The 16,103-nt window shown below is 71.3% G+C and carries 17 protein-coding genes, 1 tRNA gene and 1 pseudogene; 4 read left to right on the forward strand and 15 right to left on the reverse strand.

What is annotated here, in order from left to right:
- Window positions 1–53 precede the first annotated feature (53 nt).
- A complete protein-coding gene (locus tag MRBLWH3_RS16470; protein WP_363434199.1) occupies window positions 54–302 on the reverse strand; it encodes a DUF3263 domain-containing protein in 249 nt (82 codons plus the stop codon).
- A 9-nt stretch (window positions 303–311) separates the two neighbouring features.
- Window positions 312–1,334, reverse strand: a complete 1,023-nt coding sequence (locus MRBLWH3_RS16475; RefSeq protein ID WP_363434202.1) for a DUF2332 domain-containing protein — start codon at window positions 1,332–1,334, stop codon at window positions 312–314.
- A 90-nt stretch (window positions 1,335–1,424) separates the two neighbouring features.
- Between MRBLWH3_RS16475 and msrB the strand changes: the two genes are divergently transcribed.
- Window positions 1,425–1,841, forward strand: a complete 417-nt coding sequence (msrB, locus tag MRBLWH3_RS16480; RefSeq protein ID WP_363434205.1) for a peptide-methionine (R)-S-oxide reductase MsrB — start codon at window positions 1,425–1,427, stop codon at window positions 1,839–1,841.
- Entirely contained in the window at window positions 1,841–2,383 is a 543-nt protein-coding gene (locus MRBLWH3_RS16485; protein ID WP_363434208.1) for a nitroreductase family protein, read from the forward strand. The genes msrB and MRBLWH3_RS16485 overlap by 1 nt, the downstream gene beginning before the upstream one ends.
- Window positions 2,384–2,404: 21 nt before the next feature.
- On the opposite strand, the gene pucL is transcribed toward MRBLWH3_RS16485, so the two are convergent.
- From pucL to MRBLWH3_RS16535, 10 genes and pseudogenes are all read right to left on the reverse strand, one after another.
- Window positions 2,405–3,304: a factor-independent urate hydroxylase gene (pucL, locus tag MRBLWH3_RS16490; protein WP_363434211.1), complete on the reverse strand. Its 900-nt coding sequence runs from the start codon at window positions 3,302–3,304 to the stop codon at window positions 2,405–2,407.
- Window position 3,305: 1 nt separating this feature from the next.
- Complete coding sequence (gene uraH / locus MRBLWH3_RS16495) at window positions 3,306–3,632, reverse strand: hydroxyisourate hydrolase (protein WP_363434214.1); 327 nt, start codon at window positions 3,630–3,632, stop codon at window positions 3,306–3,308.
- A gap of 140 nt (window positions 3,633–3,772) precedes the next feature.
- Entirely contained in the window at window positions 3,773–4,246 is a 474-nt protein-coding gene (gene bcp, locus MRBLWH3_RS16500) for a thioredoxin-dependent thiol peroxidase (RefSeq protein WP_363434217.1), read from the reverse strand.
- A gap of 38 nt (window positions 4,247–4,284) precedes the next feature.
- A complete protein-coding gene (locus MRBLWH3_RS16505; RefSeq protein WP_363434220.1) occupies window positions 4,285–5,199 on the reverse strand; it encodes an HpcH/HpaI aldolase/citrate lyase family protein in 915 nt (304 codons plus the stop codon).
- Between the two features lie 56 nt (window positions 5,200–5,255).
- Window positions 5,256–5,696 (reverse strand): annotated as a pseudogene (locus tag MRBLWH3_RS16510) (amidohydrolase family protein); the annotation flags it as partial.
- 112 nt (window positions 5,697–5,808) lie between these two features.
- Window positions 5,809–6,621 carry a bifunctional allantoicase/(S)-ureidoglycine aminohydrolase gene (locus tag MRBLWH3_RS16515; protein ID WP_363434223.1) on the reverse strand — a complete coding sequence of 271 codons (813 nt, stop codon included), beginning with the start codon at window positions 6,619–6,621 and terminating at the stop codon, window positions 5,809–5,811.
- Window positions 6,618–7,898 carry a DUF6986 family protein gene (locus tag MRBLWH3_RS16520; protein WP_363435588.1) on the reverse strand — a complete coding sequence of 427 codons (1,281 nt, stop codon included), beginning with the start codon at window positions 7,896–7,898 and terminating at the stop codon, window positions 6,618–6,620. The genes MRBLWH3_RS16515 and MRBLWH3_RS16520 overlap by 4 nt, the downstream gene beginning before the upstream one ends.
- Window positions 7,899–8,030: 132 nt before the next feature.
- The gene (locus tag MRBLWH3_RS16525; protein ID WP_363434226.1) at window positions 8,031–8,978 is read right to left on the reverse strand and encodes a DMT family transporter; all 948 of its coding nucleotides are present in this window, start codon (window positions 8,976–8,978) and stop codon (window positions 8,031–8,033) included.
- 74 nt (window positions 8,979–9,052) lie between these two features.
- A tRNA-Thr gene (locus MRBLWH3_RS16530) sits at window positions 9,053–9,128 on the reverse strand.
- 38 nt (window positions 9,129–9,166) lie between these two features.
- Complete coding sequence (locus tag MRBLWH3_RS16535; protein WP_363434229.1) at window positions 9,167–10,108, reverse strand: DsbA family protein; 942 nt, start codon at window positions 10,106–10,108, stop codon at window positions 9,167–9,169.
- A 224-nt stretch (window positions 10,109–10,332) separates the two neighbouring features.
- On the opposite strand from MRBLWH3_RS16535, the gene MRBLWH3_RS16540 reads away from it, so the two are divergent.
- Window positions 10,333–11,436, forward strand: a complete 1,104-nt coding sequence (locus MRBLWH3_RS16540; RefSeq protein ID WP_363434232.1) for an ABC transporter ATP-binding protein — start codon at window positions 10,333–10,335, stop codon at window positions 11,434–11,436.
- A 76-nt stretch (window positions 11,437–11,512) separates the two neighbouring features.
- Complete coding sequence (locus MRBLWH3_RS16545; RefSeq protein ID WP_363434234.1) at window positions 11,513–12,823, forward strand: DUF4032 domain-containing protein; 1,311 nt, start codon at window positions 11,513–11,515, stop codon at window positions 12,821–12,823.
- A 9-nt stretch (window positions 12,824–12,832) separates the two neighbouring features.
- On the opposite strand, the gene MRBLWH3_RS16550 is transcribed toward MRBLWH3_RS16545, so the two are convergent.
- The 3 genes from MRBLWH3_RS16550 to cysS all read right to left on the reverse strand — a co-directional run bounded on the left by MRBLWH3_RS16550 (window position 12,833) and on the right by cysS (window position 16,045).
- Window positions 12,833–13,474, reverse strand: a complete 642-nt coding sequence (locus tag MRBLWH3_RS16550; protein WP_363434237.1) for an NAD(P)-dependent oxidoreductase — start codon at window positions 13,472–13,474, stop codon at window positions 12,833–12,835.
- Window positions 13,475–13,577: 103 nt separating this feature from the next.
- Window positions 13,578–14,570 carry a 23S rRNA (guanosine(2251)-2'-O)-methyltransferase RlmB gene (gene rlmB / locus MRBLWH3_RS16555; RefSeq protein WP_363434239.1) on the reverse strand — a complete coding sequence of 331 codons (993 nt, stop codon included), beginning with the start codon at window positions 14,568–14,570 and terminating at the stop codon, window positions 13,578–13,580.
- Window positions 14,570–16,045: a cysteine--tRNA ligase gene (gene cysS, locus MRBLWH3_RS16560; protein ID WP_363434242.1), complete on the reverse strand. Its 1,476-nt coding sequence runs from the start codon at window positions 16,043–16,045 to the stop codon at window positions 14,570–14,572. The genes rlmB and cysS overlap by 1 nt, the downstream gene beginning before the upstream one ends.
- Window positions 16,046–16,103: the final 58 nt, after the last annotated feature.

Here is a 16,103-nt window from a genome sequence, read left to right on the forward strand (position 1 = left end):
GTCGAAGCCTGAGCGTCCCGCGCGGGCGGACCCGCGTGGCGTGGAGCGGCAGGTCAGCGCGCGTCGGCGGCGCGCCCCGCGCCCTGGTGCAGACGCGCCTCGCGCAGCCGGCGCAGCCGCTTCACGAGCATGGGGTCGTGCTCCTGCGCGTCGGTCGTGTCGATGAGACGGCCGAGCAGCTGGTAGTACCGCGCCGGCGACAGCCCGAGGTCGGAGCGGATCGCCTCCTCCTTGGCCCCCGCGTGCCGGCGCCACTCGGCCTCGAAATCGAGGATGGCGCGGTCGCGGTCGGTCAGAGGCACCCCTCCACGCTAGCCCGCGGCATCCGTTCCTGGAGTGCGCCACGCGCGCCAATGCACGAACGAGCCGAGCGGGTCCACCGCGGCGAGCGCCGCGCCGTCGCGTCCGAGCACGAAACCACCCCACGACGCTGCGTCGACGGGCGGATGCCACCGCTCGTGCAGCGCCGGCGGGTCGATGGTGATCCACACCGCGTCGACGGTGAGCAGGGTGTCGAGAAGGCGTTCACGGCCCGCGTGCGGGATGTGCGGCAGCACGCCCGGCGTCGTGACGACGAGGGTCGCACCGGCCGGCGCGCGCGCGGCGGCGGCGCGCAGCACGTCCGGGTCGGACGCGTCGCCGGCCAGCAGCGTCGGCGGATCCGCCGACGCGATGTCGAGGGCGGCCGAGATCCGCTCTGCGCGCCCGGTCTCGCCCGGCCACACGAGGCTCGTGAGGAATCTGCGGTCGGCCGCGTCCGCGGCATCCAGCGGCTCGAGGTCGATTCCGCCGCGCCACACCACGTGGGGCAGCCGCAGCTTCGGCCCGCCGGTGACCTCGCAGTCCAGCACCACCGTCGAGGTGCCGTCGTCAGGGTCGAGCGCTACGACGCGGCCGCTCTCCCGGTAGCGGTACGAATAGCGGTCGGGGTACAGACACAGCCCGGCGCTCGCCCCGAGCTCGAGCAGCGCGATCGGCCCGTCGATCGTGGCGAGGGCGGGGAGCAGAGCCGCGCACCTCTGCGGCTCGTTGGTCTGGAGGCGACGGACGGATGCTGCGGCCACGACCTCGTCGGCATGCTCGCGCAGCCACTCTGCCCACGCCGGGAACGCGTCCTCGGGTGCGCCGAGCATGCGGGTGACCGCGAACACGAGGGGCGGCTGCCGGCGCGTCGCCGGGATGCGCGCGAGCAGCGCGGCGAGCAGCGCATCGGCCGCGACCCCGTCCGCCCACTCGGCGTAGAGCGCGGAGCGATCGGGCGCCTCGTCGCGCGCGAAGCGGGCGTACCGCTCGACGACCGCGTCGGTCTCGTCGCCATCGGTCCCATCCGCCACCCCGCCATCCTCGCGCATGGCCGGGCGCCCCACCGCGCGTGCCGCTGAGGTTGAATGGAGGGTGCCGCACGCTGCGGACGAGGAGGAACGATGACCTACGCCGTCGACAAGAGCGACGCCCAGTGGCGCGAAGACCTGACGCCCGACCAGTACGCCGTCCTGCGACAGGCGGGCACCGAGCGGCCCTGGACCGGCGAGCTGCTCGACGAGAGCCGTGCCGGCCTGTACACCTGTGCGGCGTGCGGCGCCGAGCTGTTCCAGAGCGGCACGAAGTTCGACTCGCACTGCGGCTGGCCGAGCTTCTACGAATCGATCCGCCCGGAGGCGGTCGAGCTCATCGAAGACAACAGCCACGGCATGGTGCGCACCGAGGTGCGGTGCGCGAACTGCGGCTCGCACCTCGGCCACGTGTTCCCCGATGGCTTCGGCACGCCGACCGGCGACCGCTACTGCATGAACTCGATCTCGCTGCAGTTCACGCCGGGCGACGAGGCGGGAGCGGGGTGATGTCCGGCGCGCTCGACGCCGCGCTGGCACGACGGTCGTGGTCGAAGGTCACCGACGAGGCGCCGACGCACGAGGAGCTCCTCGACTTCGTCGCCGCCGCAGGTCGGGTCGCCGACCACAAGTCGCTGCACCCGTGGCGGCTCATCGAGCTGCGCGGCGCGGATCGCCAGCGTCTGGGCAGGGCTATCAACAAGGCCGAGGGCGAAAAGGGCACGTCGTCGAAGCCGATGCGCGCGCCGCTGCTCGTCGCGGTGGTGGCGAGCTACAGCAAGACGCACAAGGTGCCGCGGTGGGAGCAGGAGGCCGTCGCCTCCGGCGTCGCGCACGTGCTGAGTCTGGTGCTCGACGAGGCCGGCTGGGGCGTCTTCTGGCGCACCGGCGACTACACGCGATCCAAGGCCGTCGCAAAGGCTCACGGCCTCAAGAAGAACGAGGAGCTCCTCGGCTGGCTCTACGTCGGCGGCAAGCCGAAGCGCTCGCGTCCGACGCGCCGTAAGGGGGTCGACGCGACGCGCTTCGTCGGCCGCATGCCGAAGGGCTGACACGCCGGCCGCGACCCGGCCTCAGCAGAAGCCGGAGATCCCGTTCCACGCGGGGTGGTCCCCGGCGACGCCCTCGCGCAGCACCGTGGCCTCGATCAGACCGTACGGGCGATCGGCGGCGTAGAAGACCTCATTGGGGTTGTCGAGTCCGAACGGCGTGAGGTCCACCGCGAAATGGTGCAGGTTGGGCATCGAGAACCGGATCTCGTCGATCTCGGTGCGCTCCTCGAGCACGCGCCGGCCCATCTCGTACAGGGTCTGCTGCAGGGCCAGCGAGTGGGTCTCGGCGAACGCCACGAGCATCAGCCGCCGCACGTCGGCGAACGCCTCGTCGAAGTCGACATCGAGTCTGCGGTAGCGCCATCGTGCGGTGACCGAGGTCGCGAGGATGCGGTCGTCCGTCTCGGCGAGCGTCGTGTAGCGGTCGCGGACGAATCCGTGGAACTCGGAGCCCGCGGACTTGAGAACCGCCAGGTCGCGCAGCCCCGAGATGACGGTGGCCTCGGCTCCGAAGAACGTGACCACGGCCGTGCGGATCTCGGTTCCGCCGCGGACGAAAGAGTGGTCGTGCCCTTCGCCGTCGACGGGGATGCGGTTCCAGGTGTACTGGTCGGCCTCCCAGCGTCCGCCCGTGACCCACGCGAACTCGCCGGTGAAATGCCGCCCCAGCCGTAGCAGGAAGTCCTCCGGCGTGCCGACCCCGTCGCGCGCGAAGGCGAACACCGTGTTCTTCTGGGTGTCGGTCGCGACGATGCGGGCGTTGTCGCCCTCGGTGTGGGCCGCCGTGAAATCCCCGCGCAGCTGCGAGGTCACGTCGAGGTCGGTGACCCTGTGCCTCGAACCGTCCCGGTCGATCCGGACGAGCCGCACCTCGGCCTTGCCGTACTGGTTCGCGCCGAGCACGATGCCGGGCTCGGTCATGTCAGTTGCCCCGGTAGGTGGAGTACGAGAACGGACTGAGCAGCAGCGGCACGTGGTGGTGCTCCCCGCCGTCGGCGACCGCGAAAACGATCGACACCACCGGGTAGAACGTGTCCCGTCCCGTGGCGGCGAAGTACTCGCCGGTCGCGAACGTGAGCCGGAACGTTCCGGCGTCGAGCCGCTCGGGGCCGAGATCGGCGATCCGGCCCGCCTCGTCGGTGACACCGGACGCCACCTCGACGCCGGCCGCCGTGGCGAGCACCACGCCGACGCCACGCGCAGGGCCTCCGAGCGCAGCATCCAGCACGTGCGTCGTGATCTGGCTCATGAACCGATGTTCCCTTCCCGTCGGAGGAGGGCGATCCGGCGCAGCTGCTCCGCACGACCGGGATCTCCTGCTCCCCAGTGTGGGCCAGACGGGCGTTCAGCGCATCGAGGATCTCGTCGGCGCTGCACGCGCCGGCGGACTCAGGCGGCGAGCTGGGCGCGGAGGCGATCGACGTGGCCGCGGGGATCCACCCGATACTCGGCGGACTGCACCGTGCCGTCGGGATCCAGCACGAAGGTCGAACGGATGAGGCCCACGCGCTCCTCGCCGTTCACCGCCTTCGTGCCCCACGCGCCCCAGGCTTCGGCGACGGCATGGTCCTCGTCCGAGAGGAGCGGGAATCGCAGCTGCTCGGCCTCGGCCCATTCTGCAAGGCGCTCGACCGGGTCGGGTGAGATGCCGACCACGGCGACCCCCGCCGCCTGCAGCGACGCGAGGTTGTCCCGGAAGTCGCAGGCCTCGGTCGTGCAGCCGGGCGTGAACGCGGCCGGGTAGAAGTAGACGACGAGGCGGCGGCCGGCGAAATCCTCGGGCCGCACGACCGCCCCGGTGGAGTCGGGAAGCGCGAAGCCGGGGTTCGCGTCGCCCTTGTTCAGCCGTGTCTCGTCCGCCATGTCGTGCGTCCCTTCGATGGCTCCTCGTGAGGCGCCGGTCACGAGGTCGGGTGAACGCCGAACGCGAGAGCCAGCTTCTCGATCTTCTGCGCCCGGCCGAGCCGTGGCAAGTCGCTGCCGTCACGGACAACGCGCCCGCGACCCTCGAAATCTGCCAGGAAGTCGAGCGCCCACAGAACCTCGCTCGGCGTGGGGCAGATGACCTCGTTGATGACGGGCGCCTGCTCGGCGGCGAGGCACAGCTTTCCGGTCATGCCCATCGACACCGTGATCGCGGAGTGGTCACGCAGTGTCGGCATGCTGTTGCCCACGGTCGGGCCGTCGATCGGTCCGGGCAGGTTGCCCACGCGACTGGCGACGACGAGTCGGGCACGCGGGTAGGCCATCGCCTCGGCGTCCGCGCTCATGCCGGTGTCGCGACGGAAGTCGCCGCTGCCGAACGCGAGGCGGAACGCACCGCGGGCGCGGGCGATGTGGGCGGCGTCCTCCATGCCCAGCGCCGACTCGACGAGCGCGACGACCGGCACGTTCCCGCCGAGGCGGTCGAACGAGCTCGTGACCTGGTCGGGTGATTCGGTCTTCGCGAGCATGATGCCCTCGAGCGAGGCGATACCGGCCAGGGCGGCGAGGTCGTCGGCCCAGAACGGGCTCAGCGCGTCGTTGACGCGGACCCACGCGCGGCCGCCGCCGCGGAGCCACTCCGCGACGTCCTGGCGCGCCCGCGGCTTGTTGCTGGGGTCGACCGCGTCCTCGATGTCGAGCACGACGGCGTCGGCACGCGACGCCGCCATGTCGTCGAACGACTCAGGGCGGGTTCCCGGCACGAGAAGCCACGAACGCGCGATGGACGGGTCCACCGCGCGGTGGCGCGCGGGGCGCGACGGGATCAGCGACCGCAGGTCGTCCTCCGTGTCGAGGACCTCTGCGCCGCTGCCATAGGGATCTACCGTCATCTCACTCTTCTTCCGTATCGTCACGTCTACCCGGCCGGGGGCGGCCGGTGTCGGCGTCAGGCCGCGTCGCGGCGCAGCAGGCGACCGCGGGGCTCGGCGAAGTCGACCCGTTCAGCCCGCAGGAAGGTCTCGCGGACGACGCCCGTCAGGACGCGGCCGTCGTACGGCGAGAGGGGATTCTTGTGGTGCAGGCGGGCGACGTCGACGACGAACCCTGCCTCGGGTGCGAACACCGACAAGGTCGGCGTCGAAGCCGAGCGCAATCCTGCCCTTGCGGGCGAGACCCGCCAGGGCCGCCGGACGCGCCGACATCCATTCCACCACCTTCTCGAGCGAGATGCCTCGTCGCCTGGCATCGGTCCGGACGACGGGCAGCCCCAGCTGGAGAGACGAAACCCCTCCCCACGCGGCGCCGAAGTCGCCGTGGTCCAGCTCTTGAGGTCGAGCGCGGCGGGCGAATGGTCGCTGACGACGCTCTCGATCGTGCCGTCGAGGAGCCGCATCGGTGATGCCGACGTCGCGCGGCCGGAGACCGCCCCCGGTCAGCACCCGCCCGCCGCGCACGACGAGGCCGTGCCGTGGGATCGCTCGCTCATGTGGTCACCGGCGTCAGGTGAGACGGACCTGACGGTTGACGTCCTTGTAGAGCAGGTACCGGAACGGCTCGGGGCCGCCGGCGTAGCAGGCCTGCGGGCAGAAGGCCCGGAGCAGCATGTAGTCTCCGGCCTCGCACTCGACCCAGTCGTCGTTGAGCCGGTACACCGCCTTGCCTTGCAAGACGTAGAGGCCGTGCTCCATGACGTGGGTCTCGGCGAACGGGATCGACCCCCCGGGCTGGAACGTGAGGATGTTGACGTGCATGTCGTGGGCGAGGTCGTCGGGATCGACGAAGCGGGTGGTCGCCCATGCGCCGTCGGTGTCGGACATGGCGTGCGGTTCGACGTCCTGCTCGCGCGTGACGAACGACGTGGGCACCGGTATGCCGTCGACCCGTTCGTAGGCCTTGCGGATCCAGTGGAACGTCGTCGGCTCACCGCGTTCGTTGGCGAGCGACCAGTGCGCACCCGGCGCGAGGAACGCGTACCCACCCGCCTCGAGCGCGTGCCGCTCGCCCTCGAGGGTGAGCGCGAGCACGCCCGCCGTGACGAAGACGACACCCTCGACGCTTTTCTCGAGCTCGGGCGCCTCGGCTCCCCCGCCCGGGGCGATCTCGACGATCAGCTGTGCGAAGGTCGTCGCCGACCCCGCGACCGGGCGCGCGAGAATCCAGGACCGCGTGTTCGTGAAGCCGGGCAGGTTGCTCGTCACGATGTCGCGCAGCACTCCCTTCGGGATGAACGTGTACGCCTGCTTCACGACGGCCCGGTCCGTGAGGAGTGCGGTCTGCGGCGGCAGTCCGCCTCGCGGCGTGTAGTAGCTCATGCGTGATCCTCGGTCGTGACCGGCGTCGGATGCGCGAGCGCGACGAGGGCCGCGAGGTCGAGGCCCGCGGCATCCGTCAGCTCGGCCGCGGTGATGGCACCGCAGGCGGCACCGCGGACCAGGAACGCCGAGAGCGCACGGGCGGTCGCGGGCTCGTCGAGCACCGCGCCGCCCCCGGCTCGGCCGACGTAGGCGCGCACCCGCATGGCGGCATCGGCGAACCCCTCCCGGTAGAACCGGGCGTTGGTGACGAAGCGGGGCACGAGCTGCGCCGGATGCAGGTCCCACCCCTGGAAGAAGCCGCGCTCCAGCGACCGCCGCGTGAGCCGGGCGCTGAGGCGCCATGCCGCGCGCACGGCGTCGGCATCGCCGACCGGGAGGATATTCGTCGAGCCGTCGGACAGCCGCACGCCGGTCTGCGCCGCGGCCACCTGCATGACGTTCTTGGCGTGGTCGGCCGCCGGGTGGTCCAGCGACTGATATCCCGGGGCGATGCCCAACGCCGCGCTGTAGTCGTAGGTGCCGTAGTGGAGCCCGCTCACCCGTCCGCCGGCCGCGTGGATCGCCCTCGCCAGGGGGGAGGTCCCGTCGGCGCCCAGCACGATCTGCGGCGTCTCGACCTGCATCTCGAACCGCAGCCGCCCGGCCGGGAGCCCGTGATGCTGCTCGAGGCGGTCGCAGAGCCGCGCCATCGCCTCGACCTGCGCGACCGCGGTCACCTTCGGGAGGGTGAGCCGGAGGCCGTCGGGCAGGTCGCCCGCTCGCAGCAGCGTCGCCAGGAACAGATCGAGAGAGCGGATGCCGCGTCCTCGCGTCGCACGCTCGGGCCCCTTGATGCGAATCCCGAAGAAGGCGGGCGCCTCGCTGCTCGCGAGGGCCTCCAGAAGCATTCCCGCCGCGCGGCGCACGTCGGCGTCCTCCGTCTCGTCGCCGCGGTCGCCATAGCCGTCCTCCAGGTCGAGGCGGAGGTCCTCGATCGGCTCGGACGCGAGCTTCCCCGCGACGAGGGCCGAGACATCGCCGGCGAACTCTTCGGGCACGCCCAGGTCCAGGACGACAGCGTCCATACCGCCCTGGACGGCGACAGCTGCGAGCGCCGCAGCGCCCCACTCGCGCGCGAGGGCCGGGGAGTACCGGTCGGCGGGCACGTAGACCGTGTGCACGGGCTGCCGGGCGCCGTCGTCGCCCGGATAGCCGTCGGCGAGGAGCCGGTCGGTGGGTGCCAGGAGGCGGTCGATGCCCGCGAGGTCGTCCGGCGTCAGCGCCGGTCCCGTCACCGCACGCTCTTCCGGTCGGGCGCCGTGGTCGGCGCGCGACGGGAGGGTGCGGTGCGGCTGCGACCCCTTCGGCACGGTCTCAGCATGCCACCCCGCAGCGCGACGCGGGGTGCGAAATCGCGGGGTCCGGCGTCAGCGGCCGCGGCGCGGGATCCATCCCCACGGCATGGCCGCCACGACCACCGACAGGATCGCGAGCGCCGACATGAGGAGGGAGGCGCCGAGCGTCGGCGCGGCGTCGGTCGGCCAGATCGCGTCGATCAGCACCGAGGTGACGACCTGGCCCACGACCGTGCCGAGGCCGAGGAGGAGGACGCCGGTGTAGGGCACGAGCGCCGCCGCCAGGAAGATGTACGTCACCCCGATCACGCCGCCGAGGTACAGCCAGGGGTCGGAGGGAAGGGAGGTCGCCGGCCCGGCGATCGCGGTGTGGATGAGTTCGGCGACGCCGAGCACCGCCGTACCGCCGATGAAGTTCACGAAGGTCGCCGTCAGCGGCGTGCCGACGCGCTGACGCAGCCGGCCGTTGACCGCCGACTGCCACGCGATGCCCGCGCCGACGAGGAACGGCAGCACGAGGAGAACGGGCGGGGCATGGACGCCTCCGGCGAGCGACACCCCCGCGGCGAGCACCGCGAGCGCACCGCCGACGAGGCGCGCAGGGGTCACCGCGACGATCCCCGCCGGACCGATCCCGGCACGATCCAGCAGCAGGCCGCTCACCGCCTGGCCGGCGACGACGCCCACCGTGAACAATGCGACGCCGATGATTCCGACCGCGAGCGACTGGGTGGCGACGGAGAGCGCGCCGGCGACGCCGCCGCACAGCATCCAGATCGGGATGCTGCGCGTGCGCAGCCCCGAGACCAGTGCGCCGAATCCACGGCGCCCCTGTGGCAGCGCCGCCGAGAGCACGACGAGGACGACCAGTCCCGAGCCGAACGAGATCACGGCCGCGGCGAACCCGTCGCCGATGCGGACGCCGAGCTCACCGTTGATGCGCGCCTGCACGGCCGTGAGGACGCCGATGAGTGCGGCGCCGCCGAGACCGATCCAGACGGGCAGGCGGCGTGGGGTCACCCGATCCATCCCTCCTGCCCGAGGGCTGGAGCCGATCGCGTGGCGCGGACCGGTGGCGGCGAGTCCCGGGAACCTGGAGCCGACTACGGGACTTGAACCCGTAACCCCCGTATTACAAGTACGGTGCGCTACCAATTGCGCCAAGTCGGCAGAGCGCCCAGTCTAGCGGCGCCCGCGCGAGCATCCGGTCACGGGGCCGTCGGAGTCGGCGTGGGGGTCGGCGTCGCCTTGTAGTATGCGTCGCTCGCGATCGTCAGCACGAACTGCGCGAACTCCTTGGGGTCGCCCAGCTCGCCGACGTACTGCGTGCCGTTCACCAGCACCATCGGCGTGCCGGTGAGGGCGGCGCCGTCGGTGCCGGGGAGCTCCTTGAGCGCCTGCTCGGTCGCTGACTTCGCCCACGACGCGTACGACTGCTCCTCGATGCACGCGCGGACGACCTTCGGGCCGTCGAGCCCCGTCGCCTGCGCCACGTCCGCAAGCTGAGCGTCGGTGAGACCGTCGGAGTCGACCTCCGGCTGCTGGCGCAGGAGCGCGTCGTTGAAGGCGAAGAAGTAGTCCGGCGCGTGCTGCGCGACGCAGGCGGCGGCACCGGCGGCACGCAGCGAGTACTTCGTGCCGTTCGACTTCGCCGTGAGCATGGCCACCGGGTAGTACGTCAGCGTCGCTGCGCCGTCGTCGACCCACTCCGAGAGCTGCTTCATGTTCGCGAGCTGGAAATCGCGCGAACCCGTCGAGAGGTAGTCCACATAGACCCGGATGTCGACCGCCGGCGCCTGGGTCGGGGTCGCGGTGGGAGTCGGCTCGGTCTCGGGAGTCGTCGACGCCTCGCCCTCGACGAGGCCGCCGGCGCCGGGGTCGGCCGCGACTCCTGCTCCGGCGACGTCGGTCACGACGAACCCGCCGTCGACGCCCTTCGCGGGACTCATGGTCGGCTTCGAGGCGCTCGACGAGACTGTCCAGGTCACCACGACGGCGATGACCGCCACAAACGCGATCGCGACGGCGACGAGCGACGTGCGCCGGATCAGGCGCGCTCGGGACTGGCGCGCCTTCACCTGCTGCGCCTTCTCACGCACGGCGTCGCGGCGCTCGCTGGGCGCGGAGTTCTGTGACTCGTCGCTCGACATGGAACCTCTCGGGGCGGAAAGTGGGCCGGTGATCCGGCGGGGCCAGACGGGAAAGCGGCCGTCCACGATGCTAGTCAGCCACCCTGGGAAATGCCCAGACGCAAGCTCCGCGCGCGCCGTGTCATACTGTTCCTTGCGCCCGATGGCGGGCGTGCGGGTAAGCCCCCGCTCATTCCTCACTACGGATCGTCCGGCACGTACCTGCCGGTGAAGGAGAAGAGAACATGGCGTCCGTCACGTTTGACAACGCAACTCGTCTGTACCCCGGGGGCACTCGCCCCGCCGTGGACAAGCTCAACCTCGAGGTCGGTGACGGGGAGTTCCTCGTTCTCGTCGGCCCGTCTGGTTGTGGAAAGTCCACGTCGCTGCGCATGCTGGCAGGCCTCGAAGAGGTCAACGCGGGCCGCATCCTCATCGGCGACCGCGACGTCACCGACGTCCCCCCGAAGGACCGCGACATCGCGATGGTCTTCCAGAACTACGCGCTGTACCCGCACATGACGGTCGCCGAGAACATGGGCTTCGCGCTCAAGATCGCCGGCGTCGGCAAGGAGGAGCGCGCCGCGCGCGTCCTCGAGGCCGCCAAGCTCCTCGACCTCGAGCAGTACCTCACCCGCAAGCCGAAGGCCCTCTCCGGTGGTCAGCGTCAGCGCGTCGCGATGGGCCGCGCGATCGTCCGTCAGCCGCAGGTGTTCCTCATGGACGAGCCGCTGTCGAACCTCGACGCCAAGCTCCGCGTGCAGACCCGCACGCAGATCGCGTCGCTGCAGCGCCGTCTCGGCGTCACCACCGTCTACGTCACCCACGACCAGACCGAGGCCCTCACCATGGGCGACCGCATCGCGGTCCTCAAGGACGGCCTGCTCCAGCAGGTCGGCACCCCGCGCGACCTGTACGAGAAGCCGAACAACGTGTTCGTCGCCGGCTTCATCGGCTCGCCGGCCATGAACCTGTTCCCGGCGCACATCGCCGAGGGCGGTGTCAACTTCGGCGACAAGGTCGTGGGCGTCGAGGCCGACACGCTCGGCAAGGCGCACGGCAGCGAGGTCACCATCGGCGTGCGCCCCGAAGACATCCAGGTCGCTCCCGAGGACGGCAAGGGCCTCACGGTCACCGTCGACCTCGTGGAGGAGCTCGGCGCCGACGGCTACCTCTACGGTCACGCCGATGTCGCCGGCAAGCGCACCGACATCGTCGCGCGCGTCGACGGCCGCCGTCACCCGCTCGCGGGCGACAAGGTCACGCTGGCCCCGGTCCCCGGACACGTCCACGTGTTCGACATCGAGTCGGGCGAGCGCCTCACCGACAAGGCCATCGCCGCGGCGTAACGCTGATTCGTTCGCGACGGCGCGGGTGGGAGACTGTTCCCCCCGCGCCGTCGCTCGTTTTCTCCTGGAGGGGATCGTGCCTGACGCCCTGAGCATCACCGCCTCGAGCGTCGATCCGGGACTGCTGACGCTGCCGTGGTCGACGCCGCTGGGCGAGTGGCCCTCGAGCCACATCGTGTTCCTGCCGAAGGGCATCTCTCGTCATCTGGTGCGATTCGCAAACCTCTCGGGCCGGGTGGTCGCCATCAAGGAGACCACGCAGGCGATGGCGCAGCGCGAGTACGACATGCTCGGCAACCTCGCCCGCCTGGATGTGCCGTGCGTGGAGCGCGTCGCGGTGATCGCCGGCCGAACGGATGCTGCGGGCGAACCTCTCCCGGCAGCTCTGGTCACCGCGCACCTGAAGTTCTCGCTCCCCTACCGCGCGCTGTTCACGCAGGTGCTGCGCCCCGACACCGCCACGCGCCTCGTGGACGCGCTCGCGCTGCTGCTCGTGCGCCTCCACAACGTCGGGTTCTTCTGGGGTGACGTGTCGCTGTCGAACACGCTGTTCCGTCGGGATGCGGGCGCCTTCGCCGCCTACCTCGTCGACGCCGAGACCGGCGAGCTGCACGAGAGCGGCCTGACGCCGGGCCAGCGTGCGCACGACCTCGACGTGGCCCGCACCAACATCGCCGGCGAGATCATGGACCTCGAAGCCGGCGGACGCCTCGAGGGCGGCGTCGACGCCATCGCGATCGCCGACGGCATCGTGTCGTCGTACCACTCGCTGTGGGCAGCGCTCACCGACGAGGAGACGTTCCGCGCCGACGAGGCGTATCGGCTCACCGAGCGCGTGCAGCGGCTGAACGACCTCGGGTTCGACATCGGGGAGATGTCGATCCAGGCCACCTCCGACGGCACGCGCGTGTCGATCCAGCCGAAGGTCGTCGACGCCGGCCACCACCAGCGACGCCTGCTGCGCCTCACGGGCCTCGACGTCGAGGAGAACCAGGCGCGGCGCCTGCTCAACGACCTCGACGAGTTCCGCGTGCGCATCTCGCGCCTGGGCGACGACGAGGAGATGGTCGCGCACGAGTGGCTCACCCGGGTGTTCGAGCCGGTCGTCAAGGCGATCCCGTGGGACCTGCGCTCGAAGCTCGAGCCGGCTGAGGTGTTCCACCAGCTGCTCGAGCACCGCTGGTACCTGTCGCAGGCCAAGGGCAAGTCGGTGCCCCTCGCCGAGGCGCTGACGAGCTACATCGACAACGTGCTGCGCCACCGCCGCGACGAGGCGACCCTGATGGGACCGCCGACCGAGACCGTGTCGCTCTCGATCATCACGTCGTCCAACCCCGTGATCGACGATGACGACGAGGACGACATCGACTGGCGCGACCTGGTCTGACCTCGCTCGTCAGTAGCCGACGGTGAACCTCTTGCGGGGGTGCTGCGGGTTCTCGATCTCGTCGACGATCGCCACCGCGAGGTCCTCGCCCGAGATGTACGACTCGCCCTCGGCGTCGGTGACGATCACGTCGCCCCCGGTGCGGTACTCGCCGGTCCGCTCCCCCGGGTTGTACGCTCCGAAGCCGCCGGCCGGGTGGATGTAGAACCAGTCCAGCGACTCCGGCGCCTGCTTGAGGTCGTCCAGGACGCCGATCGCCTCGAGCGCCTCCGCCTTGTAGTCCTCGGAGAAGGAGGGAAGGTCGACGACCCGCTCGCCGCCCTCGGTGACGAGGCTGCCGCCGGCGCCGCCGATCACGCCCAGGCGAACGCCCTCCGGAAGGAGGGAGGCGAGCGCAGCGATGTTCGGGCGCACGAGGCCCTGCATCTCGCCACGCGGTGCGACCGCCGAGACGACGACGTCGACGCCCACGATCTGCGAGAGCAGGTCGGGGACGTCGGTCAGCGAGCCTTCGATGTACATCGCCCCTGCGTGACGCTCGGCGGGGATGCGGCGAGCGATCGACAGCACGTTGTGCCCCCGACTCACCGCCTCCGCGACGATGTGACGGCCGGCGTACCCCGAGCCTCCGATGACGGCGATGCGTGCCATGCGCTGGTGCCTTTCGACGTGTGGTTTCGCCGGCTCGTGCCGGCTCTGCAGAAGGGATCGTGCGATGCGGGCGGAGTTCGTCCCGCGCCCGTCGGGCGGGGACTCAGGCGGGACGGGCGCCTCGGAGGGTCGACACCTGGTACAGGGCGACGGATGCCGCGATCCCGGCGTTGAGCGACTCCGTGGCCGACGAGATCGGGATCGACACGATCTGGTCGCACGTCTCCGTCACCAGGCGCGAGAGGCCCTTGCCCTCGGAGCCGACGACGATCACGACGGGGCGGTCGGCCAGTTGAAGCTCCGGAAGGGAGACGTCGCCGCCGCCGTCCAGGCCGAGGACGAACACGCCCTGCTTCTTGAAGTCCTTGAGCATCGCCGTGAGGTTCGAGGCGAGGGCGACGGGCACGCGTGCCGCCGCGCCCGCACTCGTCTTCCACGCGGCCGAGTTGACGCTGGCCGAGCGGCGCTGCGGCACGATGACGGCCTGCCCGCCGAAGGCCGCGGTCGAGCGGAGGATCGCACCCAGGTTGCGCGGGTCGGTGATGCCGTCGAGCGCGACGAACAGCGGGGTCTGACCCGACTCGATCACCTGCTCGAGCAGGTCCTGCGGGTGGCCGTACTCGTACGGCGGCACCTTGAGCGCGACGCCCTGGTGCACTCCGTCGAAGCCGGCCATGCGGTCGAGCTCGGGACGCGTCACCTCGAGCACCGGGATGTCACGGTGCGTGGCGATCGCCAGCATCTCCTTGACCCGGTCATCCATCTCGACCCGCTGCGCGATGTAGAACGCGGTCGCGGGGATCTTGGCGCGCAGCGCCTCGAGCACCGAATTGCGGCCGGTGACCGTCTCGGTGTCGTCGTCCTTCTTCGCGGGGCGGGAGCTGCGGGGCGCGGGCTGCCCGGGCTTGCCCTTGCCGCCGGCCGCCGCGTACCGCTCGGCGGCGGCCTTGCGCTTGCCGGCCGGGTGCCACGCGCGGTCCTCCGCCTTGGGCGTCGGCCCGCGCCCCTCGAGGGACCGCTTGTTCTTGCCGCCGGTGCCCTTGGTGGGGCCCTTCTTGCTGCTCTTGCTGGCGCCGGGGCGTCCTGGCTTTGCCATCAGTTCTCCTTCGTGCGGGCCGCGGCCCGTCGGTTGCTCTCCACCGGACGAGGAGCATCGGCCACACTCCAGTGCGTCCCGTCGGGACCGTCTTCGAGGGCGATGCCGGCCGCCGCGATCGCGTCGCGGATGCGGTCGGCGGCCGCCCAGTCCTTGGCCGCGCGCGCGTCGGCGCGCTGGGCGATCATGGTCTGCACCAGTACATCGAGAGCGGATGCCTCGGCCGAGGCGTCCGTCGACCGCCAGTGCGGATCCAGAGGGTCGATGCCGAGCACGCCCGCCATCACGGCGACGTCCGCGAATGCGCGGAGCCCACCGGCACGGTCGCCTGCGTCGAGCGCGGTGTTGCCGTCGCGTACGGTCTCGTGCAGCACCGCGAGCGCCTGGGGCACGCCGAGGTCGTCGTCCAGTGCCGCGGCGAACGCGGCCGGGACCGTGGCATCCACCCTCACATCCTCGGCTCCGCGCAACATGCGGATCGCGCGCTCGAGGAAGGTGCGGATGCGCTCGAGCGCCGCTTCGGCCTCGTCGAACGTCGACGTGGTGATGTCGAGACTGGACCGGTAGTGCGCCGCGGCGAGCGCGTAGCGCACCACGAGGGCGTCGCGCTCGCGGAGCAGGTCCTCGGCGAGGACGAAGTTGAACAGCGACTTCGACATCTTCTGCGCGCCGACCGTCACGAGGCCGTTGTGCACCCAGTACCGCGCGAAGCCGTCGCCGGCCGCCGTGGACTGCGCGAGCTCGTTCTCGTGATGGGGGAAGCGCAGGTCGAGCCCGCCGCCGTGGATGTCGAAGTCGGCACCGAGGTAGCGCCGCGCCATCGCAGAGCACTCGATGTGCCAGCCGGGGCGCCCGGCGCCCCACGGCGAGGTCCACGTGGCGGATGCCGGCTCGTCGGGCTTGGCGCCCTTCCAGAGCGCGAAGTCGCGAGGGTCACGCTTGCCGCGCGGGTCGGCGTCGGCGGCCGGCTCCATCGCGTCGATCGACTGGTTCGTGAGCGACCCGTAGTCCGCCCAGGACCGGACATCGAAGTAGACGTCGCCCGCGGCATCCGTTCCCTCCGGCGCGGCATATGCGTGACCCGCCTCGATGAGCCGCTGGATGAGCTCCTGCATCTGCGGGATCGACGCCGTCGCGCGCGGCTCGTACGTCGGCGGGAGAATGCCGATCGCGGTGTAGGCGCGGGTGAACTCGAGCTCCATGCGGTATGCGAGCGCCCACCACGGCTCGCCGTCGGTCGCGTTCGCGAGCACCTTGTCGTCGATGTCGGTGACGTTGCGCACGAAGGTGACGCGGCCGTACCGATGCGTGAGCCAGCGTCGGAGGATGTCGAAGCTGAGCGCGCCCCGCAGGTGCCCGATGTGGGGGCCGGACTGGACTGTCGGGCCGCACACGTAGATCGTGACGTTTCCGGGGTCGAGGGGCACGAAATCGCGCAGGGTCTGCGCCTTGGTGTCGTACAGCTGAACCGTCACCGCACCAGCCTACCGGCGGGCGCCGTGGCGACCCCTGAGAGACCCGGGGCGCACAGGC

The organism is Microbacterium sp. LWH3-1.2 (genome assembly GCF_040675855.1).
In the GTDB taxonomy this organism is placed as follows: Bacteria; Actinomycetota; Actinomycetes; order Actinomycetales; family Microbacteriaceae; genus Microbacterium.

What these genes read in the sequence shown, in the direction of transcription:
- msrB (WP_363434205.1), top strand. Translation starts at nt 1,425, where the DNA reads ATGACCTACGCCGTCGACAAGAGCGACGCCCAGTGGCGCGAAGACCTG.
- MRBLWH3_RS16515 (WP_363434223.1), bottom strand. Translation starts at nt 6,621, where the DNA reads ATGAGCTACTACACGCCGCGAGGCGGACTGCCGCCGCAGACCGCACTC.
- MRBLWH3_RS16540 (WP_363434232.1), top strand. Translation starts at nt 10,333, where the DNA reads ATGGCGTCCGTCACGTTTGACAACGCAACTCGTCTGTACCCCGGGGGC.
- bcp (WP_363434217.1), bottom strand. Translation starts at nt 4,246, where the DNA reads ATGGCGGACGAGACACGGCTGAACAAGGGCGACGCGAACCCCGGCTTC.
- MRBLWH3_RS16505 (WP_363434220.1), bottom strand. Translation starts at nt 5,199, where the DNA reads ATGACGGTAGATCCCTATGGCAGCGGCGCAGAGGTCCTCGACACGGAG.
- rlmB (WP_363434239.1), bottom strand. Translation starts at nt 14,570, where the DNA reads ATGGCAAAGCCAGGACGCCCCGGCGCCAGCAAGAGCAGCAAGAAGGGC.
- MRBLWH3_RS16485 (WP_363434208.1), top strand. Translation starts at nt 1,841, where the DNA reads ATGTCCGGCGCGCTCGACGCCGCGCTGGCACGACGGTCGTGGTCGAAG.
- MRBLWH3_RS16550 (WP_363434237.1), bottom strand. Translation starts at nt 13,474, where the DNA reads ATGGCACGCATCGCCGTCATCGGAGGCTCGGGGTACGCCGGCCGTCAC.
- MRBLWH3_RS16535 (WP_363434229.1), bottom strand. Translation starts at nt 10,108, where the DNA reads ATGTCGAGCGACGAGTCACAGAACTCCGCGCCCAGCGAGCGCCGCGAC.
- pucL (WP_363434211.1), bottom strand. Translation starts at nt 3,304, where the DNA reads ATGACCGAGCCCGGCATCGTGCTCGGCGCGAACCAGTACGGCAAGGCC.
- uraH (WP_363434214.1), bottom strand. Translation starts at nt 3,632, where the DNA reads ATGAGCCAGATCACGACGCACGTGCTGGATGCTGCGCTCGGAGGCCCT.